Genomic DNA, 11,325 nt, shown 5'->3' with positions numbered 1-11,325 from the left:
GGCAAAACGTCTTTGCTTTAACGCCGTGGCCAGCCAGCGGGTGATGAACAGGCTTTCCTGCGAGGCTGATATCACATTTCCGTCCTGGCGGGCCAGATGCAGGGCCATCAGGGCACACCAGGCCAGGTGGCCACTTTTCTCTGTCAGTGCGGCGGTATCCAGAATGACGCTCCCTGTCTGATGTCTCTGTATATAGTTAACCTGATGTTTATCAGTGATTTCCCGATACGTATTCTGGCAGGGTAATGTTTTTTGTCCTGATGCGCAACGCGCATAAAGTCGCCAGCCTGACGGATATGTTGCACGACAGGCTGCCGGCGACGAAAGCGCGGCGCAGCCGCCCGGGAACAAAAGGTTTCATCTATCGGCCCCCCTACGCTGATAAGCCAGACCCGCTGACAGCCACGAAGAACTGTCTGTACGCTGTCGGAGTGGTCACAGCGAAGCTGTGGCGTATCTCCGCGTTGGCGCCCTGTCAGGGCGCTTACGGGCGTGTACACGTTTCTTACCGCAACACCTCTGACAGCCACTCAAAAGCTAGTTACAACATCCATTATGAAAAGCGACGCTGTTCCGGCCCTTTGGGCCGGGGCGGTCTCGCTTTTCAGTGGTGGGGCGAGGTGAGATAGCGGCAGGTGTGCACGGTGAATTTCTGCCGAAGGAATACTGAGTGTTGTAACTAAACAGGTGGACTCGCGGGGCCTGTCGCGTAGCGGCGGGAGCTACCTTCATTTTGTGCCTGACAGACACGAGGGCTGCAAAGGTTTTTGCCCGTAACGCAGTGGAGGGAGCTACTTTTACGTGCTGCTTTTGCGGCACGAAAGAGACTCCCTTTTTAAAGGGCTTATTTTGTTCAGAAACAACGTTCGGAATTAACCTTATTCTCTGTTTGTTCTCCGAAACTAATATTACTTTCCGAAACTAACTTTATAATGCCGAAGTTAATGGGTTAAAAACTGAATCACCGCTGGTCATCTGAGCACCCAATAGCCATCTGAGCACATTTACAGGGTATTCTCCGGTCTCGGGATGTGCAGGAAAACCGTGATTTACTGAACGAAGCCAGTACGAAAACCGTGCCTGGGCACGGTAAGAAGAAAACGGGAAAGATTACGGTAGTATGATGCCGGCCCGCTCAAGCAGCAGCCGGTAATACGTTTCCGGACTGGCGTGCAGCAGACCGGGGTGTTCCTGACGCAGGGCTGACTCCAGCGCCACAACCTCGTGACGCATGGTCTTGTTCGACCACGCCACCCAGGCCTGGTAGTACGGGTTCTGACGACGTGATTTAGCGCGCGCCAGTGAGCGCAGATTGCTGGCAGAGCCATCCAGTAGCGTGTCCAGCCGTTCACTGTCCTGTTGAGCAAGGGTGTCCAGCCCCTGCTCCAGCATCGAGACTTTGGCCTGTTTTTTCCCGGCCAGCTCCGGGCTGACCACCCAGCGTTTGATTTGCTTCAGACGGTTGCGCAGGGAGTGTTTATCTTTCAGGTCAATACCGATGCGCTCAACGCGCAGCAGATGGCGTTCATATCTTTTACGCAGGGATTCGGTCAGGCCGTTACGGATGGCCCAGGTGCGGAACTGTCCGAGCCACTGACGGATTTCTTCCACCGCGATACCGCGTGAGGTGAAGAATTTTTCTGACAGCCACAGTCGCAGTGGCTTGTTCTGTCCGGTGTCAGTATCACGCCCGTGCATCGCAATAACATAGCCGAGTTGCTCCTGTACGGACAACGCGTGGAGTGGACTGTCATACGCTTTACGCCCGTTTTCGTAGACATGCAGCATACCCATCGCGGCGGCAATCTGTTCAAACGGGGCCATAATTTCGAACGGGTAGTCACTGTCCGGGTTGTAATCGCAGTTAGCCGCCAGCGCCAGCGACAGCCCGGTCAGGGCTTCACAGCTTTCAGAGCGGGCTGAAACACGCATAGGTTTGGGCTGATAGTCCGGGTGATTACGTTTGCCGTACGGGACATACCCGTTACGGCGCAGCGCAATCAGATCATGATTGCGATGCCAGTCATGGCTCTTAAGGCGCGCAACGACGCGAGCCGCTATGCCACGGGGCACGGAGCAACACAACTGAGGCGTATAACGCCGGTGAATTTTGGATTGACCACGCCGCAGGGCATTGGACTGACCACGCCGGGAAGACCGGGCTAAAGGGTGTTCAGGCACTGCCTGATCGAATGCAGGATCAGTCACCCCTTCCTGCGCTTATGTTGCACGGAAGGAGTAAACACAGAAGGTCTTGAATTTTTCTGGGCATAATTCTATACTCCCTGCATAGAGCAACAGCTTCTATGCAGTTTTAAAGGGCCCCGCTAATCTTTCTCCGTCGCCAAACTAAGAAAAGATTATCGGGGTTTTTGTTTTTCCGGCTCCGGTTAAACGTCATACCTTCGCCTTTCCCTGCCACCTTACGGCGTGACCCACCAGAAAATTCTCTGAACTGTCAGTAATCTAGCACCCGAAACTCGCGCAGGCAAGAAAGTAAAGGCATTACCTTACTTTTTACAGAGAGAAAGCTCCTGCTCCAATAAGCTCTCAATAAACTGAGCTTGTGTTATACCTTTCTCTTCGCAAACTTCGACCATCTGGTCTTTGAGGGTGTTACGCACAAAAACTTTTAGTTCTTTGTGAGTTAAACGCTTTCTGGCAACCGAGGCTAATTGCTTTTCAGAATCAGTCATAGGGTTACCCTTACGGTATGGACGCTTCGCTTTCAATGAGGAAGTCTCTGCATGAACAGCCTGTGACATCTCGTCCCCCAAGGATCAAAAAAGGATCATTGAGCTGAGAATACAACAGTTTTCCTCTGTCAGCGACTCACTTTGTGTCGAAAGATGATTCACGTTGGCGCGTGAACCTCGTATGGCTGAAGGAAAAACCAATTAATACGATTTGGTCGCGGGGCGCCCCTCCTCCCAGCGCCTTTGCCAGTGCGCCAGGTACTGACTGGCCACCTCCGGCATATCTCGCAGGACCAGGACGTTTTCTGAATTTGATCGCGCAGCCGCCCGGCTGAAATTAAACGAGCCGGTTTCCACATTGTCCCTGTCGGTTACCACGATCTTATCGTGCTGGATCTTGTAGTGTCCGTTCAGCCTGACCGGGATGCCCGCATTGAGCAGCAGATTGATGGCCGCCACACTGCTTTTGCCGTGGTTGCCCCTTTCGTCGAGCACAACTTTCACATCGACTCCGCGACGGTGCGCAGCCATCAGCGCCGTCACCACCTCCGGGGAGGTGAACGAATAGCCCATCAGTCGAATTTCCTTCCGCGCGGACACTATGGTCTTAAGTACCAGCTGCAGCGCAGTCCCTTCCGGAGAAAAACCGGTCTCAACAGACGCTGCACAAACGCCCGGTACGGGCGCAGACAGTGCCAGACAAAGCAGCCCTGGCACCCCCCAACGGCGGACAGACACGCGATTAATCAGTAGCATGGTTATCGTCCTGCGGCTGAAGGGCCGACCAGAACGCCTCTTCCGTCAGGTTTATTTTGCCCTGAGACACAAGCCCGAACCCCGGCACGGAATGGCCCGACAACAGGCCACCGGTCAGACCCGCGACGAGCGCGGTTGCCAGCCACCCGGTGACCGGATAGTGATTTTTCATTGTGTTTTCCTTCAGGCGTATTTCCCCGTCAGGGGCGGTGGGCCGGTCAGCAGAACGCACCGGCACAGTCAGGTCGGACGAATGACACTGGTCACTCCCCGGGGATTTTTTCTTTCACTATTTCACGCTCCAGCTGGCGCAGTTGTTCCTGCTGGTTGTGCTGTTTCTGCAGGGCTGTGGCGTCGTGGATGTCTTTCTCCTGCAGACGTTGCTCCCGCTCCGTTTCGCGGACGATTTCACGGGCGCTTTCTTTTTCTGTCGCATCCCGTGACGGCTCCGGTATCCGGATACCCTCGTCTTTATTCGCCCTCTCCCGCGCTTCATCGCGAATGGCTTTATCGACCGCCTGCTCTTCAGGGGTTTTCTGGCTGAGCGGGTCGGGAATGTCCGTGGTCGTCGGGTTGCCGGCAGGCGCTGTAGCCTCTGCGACCGGCAATGGTATCCCGCCGGTCAGGCTGCGTAAGATACGGTCCGCAGGCCTCTCACCACTGACCACCACCACACCCATTTCTGGCATCGATGCCGCCAGCTCACGACCTTCCTGAAGCGTGGTGACCATCTGTGTGACACCATTCTCACTGCGCCTCACCACGATGTTCGTGCCGGTTTCACTGCCAAAGCGCCGGGTTGACGGGCTGATGCCATCCAGTGTCCCTTCACTCCCCAGCCAGACCTCGCTCAGGAGCAGTGCCTGCAGCTTGCCGGCATCGTTAAAGACCGGCCAGGCCAGATGCGGGGCGGGGTATTTGTGCGTGCCATTCACAAACCGGGCCTCGCCGGTATTCCCGAACTCACGGACCAGGGCACGCCCCAGCGCCGTGTCTTCGGGCACTTTCGCGTTATCCCATAATCCCTGTGCGGCTGCCGCCTGGCGGTCTGCGTCGACATGCAGGATGTCGTGAGCCGTCTTCCGGTCTTCTGAGCGGGAGAGGTTGCTCTCCCATTTGCTCAGGTCATCGCTGTAAATCTGCACATGCTCTTTCGCGCGGGACAAGGCCACATAGGCGTCACGCAGGGTCGCCAGCGCCTGACGTCCGCTGCTCACTCCGGCCAGCATGACCACAAATTTCTCGCTCGCCCCCTGTGCTTTGTGCGCCGTCCCGGCGTAGCCATAATCAATATGCCGGTCAGCCATCTCGTCACCCGGATTCAGCACGCGCGTATCATCGCCCCGGCTGAGATGGACGTCACCATCACGGGTCAGGGCTGACACCGTCCAGTGACTGTTCGCCTCCCGCCCACGCTCTTTATCCGCGCGGGAGAAACTGATTTTCTCACCAACCGAGACGGTGATATTCCGGGGTGAGAACACCGCCACGTCGCGCAGACTGCTCTCAAAGGCCGACAATACCTGCGCCTGCCCCCGGTCATCAACCAGTTCGACATAGCCATTTTTCTGGCTGTCCTGTCCGGCACGAATGGTGTAATACCGGTCGTTAATCAGGGCAATATTGCCCGCCTGCTCCGCCATTCCTGCCACAGACTTCAGCCTGTCAGGCTGCGTTTTGACCCGGTCCAGAATGGAAACCGTGGTGCTGCGCCCCAGCTCTCCCCGCGCGCTGAGCGCATCATGGACACCCCGATTGATGGCGTTTTTATCGTCATTGGTCTGGGTGACAATCAGCGTCTGTGCCCGGGCGTCAGGGGTGCGCCCGGTGAAATCCGTCACAATGGCCTGAATAACCCGGTCACCCTCCTGCTCACGCTGTTCACGGGTCTGTTTTATTTCCATAACGGACGCTACCGGTGACCACCGCCCCTCCGTCCGGGGGACGATATCCGGGGTCTGAGCGCGCACCGTTTCAAGGGCTGCCGGCACCTGACGCTCAATCAGGGCGTAGACGGCCGGCTTCAGCGCCGGTGTCTGGCGCACAATGTCTTTCATGATGGCGGTGTCCAGCGCACTACGGGACTGCATCAGGGAGAACGGCGCCCCACTGCTCACCGACAACAACTGGTCACGGTCGCCGCTGAGCACCGCCCGCCCGCCACCGGCGGCAATCCGGCTCATCGCATCAGCAAAATCCAGGTTGCCCACCATTGAGCTTTCATCAACCAGAAACAGCGTTTTACTGAAGTCCGGCCTTTCACCGCCCTGCATGCGCCGTTCGGTGTCCATCAGGAAACGGGCCAGCGTCTGCGATTTCACGCCGACCTCATTCATTTCCCCGACCGCACGGTGTGTCGGTGCCAGTCCCACCACCTCAGGTTTCTGGTCGGCCGGCAGGGTATCCAGGGCGGCAATGACACTTTTCAGCTGCGTGGTTTTCCCCACCCCGGCATACCCCTGAATACCGATAAAGCGGTCAGAGCTTTCCAGCATCAGCATAGCCGCCGCCTGCTGCCCGGCGGTCAGCCCGGTGAACAACGCAGGGTCCGCATTGCGCAGCAGCGGTGCCTGCGTGTCCAGCCCCTGCGCAACCAGCTGTATCAGGCGCTTTTCGGCGTCATACGAGGCGGCGGTGATAAACAACTGCTGCGCCGCCCCTTTTACACCCGGGACCGCGATAAGCTCACCGGCTTTAATTTGCGCGGATAACGCCGCATCGACATGGGCTTTTGTTATCTGCGGGTGCAAAGGCAGTGCCCTGGCCATCACGTCCGGGCGGCTGAATATCACCTCACTGCCCTGCGCCAGGGTCACCGCCTGTCGCACGGCTTTCTCTCCCGTACTCATCAGGTTGTCACGGGCGCTGTTCAGCGCAGTATCCAGCGCCTGCCCCTGCGGGTTGACCTGCTCCAGTGCGGTACGATAAAGCGGTGAACGCGCCAGTTTGCGGGTAGCCTCATCCTGTGACAGCGGCGTATACATGTTCACCTGCTCACCGCTGCGCGCCAGGGTGTTCAGCACCGGAGCACGGGTGTTGCTGCCCGACACGGCCGCCAGCACGACTCCACGCTCGCTCATCCGGGCACCCGGGGTGGTGACATAGCCATAGCCGGCTTTCAGCGGTTCGTCGGTGTGTATCATCTGCGTGCGACCGTTAATTTCTGCCTCGATGGCACGCTGATGGACCTTTGTTACCGTGACAGTGTCACCTGCCCGATATTTACCCTGCCGGGCAAGCCACGTCAGTTGTTCCCCGGCCGCCACCTCCACCGTCTCCGGACGATACAGACTCCAGCAGCTGTCCAGCGCGCTGAGCTTAAGGCTCTGCATCCCGCCCTGCCCATCCCGCAGGGTCAGCGTGCGCGTGGCCGGACTGACCCGGTCCACGGTGTAACGCGCGGGGACGCTAGAATTCTCCGTACGCTGCTCCATCACCATACCTTCCTGGTAGGTATCCAGTTGCCGGCGATTTTTACTGTCCAGCCACTGCGGCACCAGTGTGCTGACGGTGACCGATTTTTCCGCCAGCTGACCGTGCTCGCGCAGTGCGCTGCGAATATCGGTGGTGAGCGCGTTTATCTCCCGCTCACCACTGACCTGGGCCACCACCACCTCACCGTGCTCACGTAGCCGGGCATAATCCTGCGCAAGGGCCGCATAACGCTCACGTTTGTCCGGCACGCTGCGAATACTGACATCCACGCGCCGGTCGGGAGCTGAGGGGTGGCGCGGAATACCCGCCGCTTCCAGCGTCTGCAGGGCATTGCCGGTACCACCCCGTCCGCCGCTGTCCAGCATCATCACCTGAACACCGCCGCGTAATGACGCATCCATCACGCTCAGTGCATCGCGTACAGCAAGCTTCTCAGCGCCGGCCACGACCAGCGTGCTGCCGGGGGCCAGTGGGGTTTGCGCCAGGTCAGACAGGCGAATGACCTTCCCGGCAAGCCCCTCCTGGCTGTCCAGCCAGCGCCCGGAAGCCTTGTCGGTGGCAAGAACGATAGCGGAGCGCCCCTGCGTCTGCGCCATCTCCACGGCCCCGACCACGTTTTCTCGCAGGGCAGCCGCGCCGCCGGGCTGCGTAATGATGACCAGTGCGGGACGCTGCGCGGCAATCTGCTGCATCACCGGACGCCCCCTGGCCGGGGCGGAATTCAGTACCGGCACCGTGACGCTGTCTTTCATCTGCCCGGCCAGTTGCTGCAGGCTGAGTTCATCGAGCAGGTGAATGGCGGAGGTGAACATCCCTTTCTCTTTATCCAGCGGGATGAGGGTTTGTTGCTCAATCGCCTCATCCATCGCCTTACGGGCCATGACAGCAATACTTTCCCGCGCGTCCAGCTGGTTCAGGGGTCGCCACAACGTCGCCGTTTTCAGCTCGAACTATGCGCTGTACGGCGACATGAGCGCGAGAGTGTGCACAGTGCTGGAAAACCTTGCCCCGGAACTGACCATTTACAGTATTGATGAAGCCTTTTTGACCGTGACCGGCATCGATGCGAGCGAGTCATTTGAAGACTTTGGCCATCGAGTGAAAAACACGGTTTATCAGCATACCGGACTGGGCTGTGGGATAGGAATTGCGCAAACCCGGACACTGGCAAAACTTGCTAACCATGCAGCGAAGACATGGCCAGCAACAAAAGGCGTGATAGTGCTGACCGAACGTCACCGGCAAAGAAAATTGCTGAACCTGTTGCCGGTTGATGAAGTGTGGGGCATTGGCCGCAAACTGACGACCCGCCTTAATGCTATGGGGATAAAGACTGCGCTGGAGCTGGCTGACGCGCACCTTCCATTTATCCGTAAAAACTTTGGCGTGACTGTCGAGCGCACCGTCCGAGAACTGAACGGGATTTCTTGTATTTCCGTTGAGGAACTCCCGGCCAAAGAGCAAATCATATGTAGCCGCAGTTTTGGCCAGAAAGTCACCACCCACCAGGCTATGCACGAAGCGGTTTGTCAGTATGCCGAATGGGCATCTGAAAAACTGCGCGGAGAGCGCCGGTATTGCCGCCATGTTTCTGTATTTCTGAGAACCAGCCCGTTTTCAAATGAGCCGTCTTACAGCAACAGCGCCAGCCAGAAACTGATGCTGGCCACCCAGGACACTCGCGATATTGTGGCCGCAGCCGTCCGGGCGCTGGATCAGATCTGGCGTGATGGTTTCCGGTATCAGAAAGCCGGGATAATGCTGAATGATTTCACTGAGAAAGCCGGTCAGATAGACCTTTTCGACGATACACCGCCACGGGCGAACAGTGCCGCACTGATGCAGGTTGTCGATAAACTGAATCACACGGGTAATAAAATCTGGTTTGCCGGGCAAGGAATAGGCAAAGACTGGAAAATGAAACGAGATATGTTGTCGCCAGCTTATACAACTAACTGGAAGGAAATCCCAACAGCAATAATAAAATAAAAGACTGAGGTTCAATATTTATTAAAGGCCGTGGGCGGTTAACCCCACGGCCTTACTTACGTAGCCACTACTTTCAGAGGAAAGAGCGGATCAATTTCAGAAGCGTAACAACAGCTTCCAGAACCATGATTGCTTTATCGAAATAAGCGCCCATGCGTTTCTCCAGATTATCTGGAGGGAAATCACCGCAACGTGCTCATACACTGCCTGTTGTTGTGGTTCTCTCAATGTTAGTTGAAGAGTGACTCCCTCCTGCCAGAGCACTGAAACAGCACCACCTGTTTTTCAGCCAGGACTTACAAATCGTTTCTACCCGCTAAAGCCGGGTTTAAGGGCAGGAGATCTACAAAACAGAGCTAACCTCCTGATTATATAACGGGACATGCAAAAACTGCCATCACTGTCTTGCGTATTGACTGAGTATTGACAGGTAAAGCATGAAGCATATAATTAGAGACGTTAGTTGAAGAGTGACTCCCTCCTGCCAGAGCACCAACTCTGTACAGGAGAATGTAATTAAACCCGATCTCACCAGTCGGGTTTTTTTACGTATGCTACTCGCCAGTCAGCGCTAACTTCCTGTATTAACACCCATACTAATAACTACTCAGCCAAGTGCAAGCCCTGAAATTGACGTAATATCGAGGACGCTGCGCGAGATTTTTGCGTAGGAAATATATTTGTTCCCCACCTCATGGTTTTCGTTCTGCAACGCCAGTGATTTGTTGAATACAAAACGACATGCTCCGGCGAAGCGCCGCATATCGCGCTCCTGCTGACCGTCAGGTCTTAACTGGAATTTAAAGGCTTGCAATCGTTTCATGTGTTGAATTTTGGCAGAAGTTAGGTAGAAAACCGTGCCTTATATCCCTGCCCTGAAGGACGAGGCTTTACGGCACACCTGGTAAATCATGGTTATGATCTCACAACCGACAACAGTATCACCTTAATGACTGAAACGAGTAATCATCCTGGACACTGGAGATGCGGGTAATTCTGTCCACTTAACCGTTGTCAAAAGACTAAATTCGGACTACATTTAAACCTCTTATTTATGTGAGGTTGTTATGAAAGTTGAAACCATCAGCTACGTGAAGAAAAATGCCGCATCACTCGATCTGGAAGAACCGATTCTGGTTACTCAGAATGGGGTTCCGGCGTATGTCATTGAGTCATACGACGCGCAACAGGAGCGCCAGAACGCGATTGCACTGCTGAAGTTGCTGACGCTTTCAGAGCAAGACAAGGCAGACGGCAACATCTTCAGTAAAGAACAACTGCTGGCGGATCTATAATGGCGGTTGTCATTCAATACACCAGAACCGTCAAAACCTGCATTGATGATATTGCCAGCCACTTACGCCGTATCGAGGCAGAACCAAAGGAAGTTATCAGCGGTATCGTTGAGCACTTCGAAAAACAGGTCAGTGATTTTCCGCTTGGGTGTCAGGTCTGCCCGGAGTTACTCAAGATAGGCTGTGCTAAATATCGTGAGTGCAACACCCCTGACGGCTACAGAGTATTGTACTCAGTGGAGGATGATGTAATAACGGCGCACGCAATACTCTCCCACAGGCAGGATATACAGAATCTTCTCTTTAAACGGCTAATTAGCGTTTGATTGTAAAGGAAGTGCGCCTTTTTTCCCGCGTTTCCGGGCTGCATCCGGGACACTGGCGACATCACGCCGGGCAGATCTCAACTAACTGGTATTAATTCCCCCGCCAGTTAGACATTCAGGTGATTCTGTCCAGTTATACAACTCTTTCCCATTTTTACTCACAGAATCTGTGGATAATCAACATGTCGTGTCCCGTCAACGGTGACGGCTACCCTATGTTGTGTGTCACGCCGTCAGCTCGCACCCCGCCCAGCCCCATTGCGACCGGAAAGCCGTTTTTTGTACCAGGCAAAACGACAGTATCGGAAAAAATGTCCAATTTTAATTTTGGTGATCGGATTTAATGCACTCGGCCTGTCTGCCCCGTTACGTCATAATTAACGGCGGCGCGGTGTCCGGGGAATGTGGTCATCCCCGGACCAGGCTTTTCAGGGTGCTGGCCGTTACCCGGCGCGTTCCGGTTTTGTCTACACGTGTAGACAAGCGGCGGCGCTGACCTGACCAGATTAACCACTACAATAGAATCACAGATCAGATCACGGCGTTTAACGAAGCCGGGAAACTGCCGGGAAATTTTTCCCCGGTGGGCCCACGGCTGGACAACACCGGGCTGACTGCCCGGCGGCGTCAGTGATTTTTTTGAGGATGCGGAGCGTTAAAAATTGAGTCACTTACCCCCGGCGATGTTGCAGAATTTACACAGTGGTGCCGTCGTTCCCGCTGGCGGTTCGCTGTCCCTCAATGCTGCCCGGACAATGCGCGATTACGCCGCACACCTCGGCGCAGGTCTGCCGAAATATTTACTCGCCCCTGAAATCAGTCTGCTGC

Annotated in this window: 10 protein-coding genes and 2 pseudogenes; 3 read left to right on the top strand and 9 right to left on the bottom strand. The window is 55.7% G+C overall.

The features are described from left to right. The 7 genes and pseudogenes from FH968_RS23995 to FH968_RS22905 form a co-directional block, all read right to left on the bottom strand. Window positions 1-108, bottom strand: a pseudogene (locus FH968_RS23995) (DUF2913 family protein); the annotation flags it as partial. A 1,002-nt stretch (window positions 109-1,110) separates the two neighbouring features. Continuing rightward, window positions 1,111-2,208, bottom strand: coding sequence for a Replication protein (locus tag FH968_RS22935; RefSeq protein ID WP_370451555.1), 1,098 nt, complete (start codon window positions 2,206-2,208; stop codon window positions 1,111-1,113). Continuing rightward, window positions 2,201-2,272 carry a RepA leader peptide Tap gene (gene tap / locus FH968_RS22930; RefSeq protein ID WP_139883700.1) on the bottom strand — a complete coding sequence of 24 codons (72 nt, stop codon included), beginning with the start codon at window positions 2,270-2,272 and terminating at the stop codon, window positions 2,201-2,203. Before tap ends, FH968_RS22935 begins: the two co-directional genes overlap by 8 nt. 238 nt (window positions 2,273-2,510) lie before the next feature. Further along, the gene (locus FH968_RS22920) at window positions 2,511-2,765 is read right to left on the bottom strand and encodes a replication regulatory protein RepA (protein WP_139883697.1); all 255 of its coding nucleotides are present in this window, start codon (window positions 2,763-2,765) and stop codon (window positions 2,511-2,513) included. Window positions 2,766-2,897: 132 nt separating this feature from the next. Further along, window positions 2,898-3,452, bottom strand: a complete 555-nt coding sequence (locus FH968_RS22915; protein ID WP_139883695.1) for a phospholipase D family protein — start codon at window positions 3,450-3,452, stop codon at window positions 2,898-2,900. Continuing rightward, window positions 3,439-3,624 carry a hypothetical protein gene (locus tag FH968_RS22910; protein WP_139883693.1) on the bottom strand — a complete coding sequence of 62 codons (186 nt, stop codon included), beginning with the start codon at window positions 3,622-3,624 and terminating at the stop codon, window positions 3,439-3,441. Before FH968_RS22910 ends, FH968_RS22915 begins: the two co-directional genes overlap by 14 nt. Before the next feature lie 91 nt (window positions 3,625-3,715). Beyond that, window positions 3,716-7,768, bottom strand: coding sequence for an AAA family ATPase (locus FH968_RS22905; RefSeq protein WP_139883691.1), 4,053 nt, complete (start codon window positions 7,766-7,768; stop codon window positions 3,716-3,718). Between FH968_RS22905 and umuC the strand changes: the two genes are divergently transcribed. Beyond that, window positions 7,683-8,876: a translesion error-prone DNA polymerase V subunit UmuC gene (gene umuC / locus FH968_RS22900; protein WP_139883689.1), complete on the top strand. Its 1,194-nt coding sequence runs from the start codon at window positions 7,683-7,685 to the stop codon at window positions 8,874-8,876. The two genes, FH968_RS22905 and umuC, sit on opposite strands and share 86 nt — an antisense overlap. Window positions 8,877-8,949: 73 nt before the next feature. On the opposite strand, the gene dinQ is transcribed toward umuC, so the two are convergent. Both dinQ and FH968_RS22895 read right to left on the bottom strand, forming a co-directional pair. Continuing rightward, window positions 8,950-9,030, bottom strand: coding sequence for a damage-inducible type I toxin DinQ (dinQ, locus tag FH968_RS24240; protein ID WP_370451556.1), 81 nt, complete (start codon window positions 9,028-9,030; stop codon window positions 8,950-8,952). A 501-nt stretch (window positions 9,031-9,531) separates the two neighbouring features. Then, window positions 9,532-9,699 (bottom strand): annotated as a pseudogene (locus FH968_RS22895) (helix-turn-helix domain-containing protein); the annotation flags it as partial. A 244-nt stretch (window positions 9,700-9,943) separates the two neighbouring features. On the opposite strand from FH968_RS22895, the gene FH968_RS22890 reads away from it, so the two are divergent. Beyond that, on the top strand, window positions 9,944-10,171 hold the full coding sequence (locus FH968_RS22890) for a type II toxin-antitoxin system Phd/YefM family antitoxin (protein WP_139883685.1): 228 nt from the start codon (window positions 9,944-9,946) through the stop codon (window positions 10,169-10,171). Further along, window positions 10,171-10,497: a type II toxin-antitoxin system RelE/ParE family toxin gene (locus tag FH968_RS22885; protein ID WP_139883683.1), complete on the top strand. Its 327-nt coding sequence runs from the start codon at window positions 10,171-10,173 to the stop codon at window positions 10,495-10,497. Before FH968_RS22890 ends, FH968_RS22885 begins: the two co-directional genes overlap by 1 nt. The last annotated feature ends 828 nt before the right edge of the window (window positions 10,498-11,325 follow it).

It is taken from the genome of Buttiauxella sp. B2, from assembly GCF_006376615.1.
Taxonomy (GTDB): Bacteria; Pseudomonadota; Gammaproteobacteria; order Enterobacterales; family Enterobacteriaceae; genus Buttiauxella.
Note: the sequence above shows the minus strand (reverse complement) of the source record. Positions and strands in the feature narration are given on the sequence as shown.

Bases quoted from the DNA above. Each gene is read 5' to 3' on its own strand.
- FH968_RS22920 (WP_139883697.1), bottom strand. From the start codon at position 2,765: ATGTCACAGGCTGTTCATGCAGAGACTTCCTCATTGAAAGCGAAGCGT.
- FH968_RS22915 (WP_139883695.1), bottom strand. From the start codon at position 3,452: ATGCTACTGATTAATCGCGTGTCTGTCCGCCGTTGGGGGGTGCCAGGG.
- FH968_RS22910 (WP_139883693.1), bottom strand. From the start codon at position 3,624: ATGAAAAATCACTATCCGGTCACCGGGTGGCTGGCAACCGCGCTCGTC.
- umuC (WP_139883689.1), top strand. From the start codon at position 7,683: ATGGCGGAGGTGAACATCCCTTTCTCTTTATCCAGCGGGATGAGGGTT.
- FH968_RS22905 (WP_139883691.1), bottom strand. From the start codon at position 7,768: ATGGCCCGTAAGGCGATGGATGAGGCGATTGAGCAACAAACCCTCATC.
- dinQ (WP_370451556.1), bottom strand. From the start codon at position 9,030: ATGGGCGCTTATTTCGATAAAGCAATCATGGTTCTGGAAGCTGTTGTT.
- FH968_RS22890 (WP_139883685.1), top strand. From the start codon at position 9,944: ATGAAAGTTGAAACCATCAGCTACGTGAAGAAAAATGCCGCATCACTC.
- FH968_RS22885 (WP_139883683.1), top strand. From the start codon at position 10,171: ATGGCGGTTGTCATTCAATACACCAGAACCGTCAAAACCTGCATTGAT.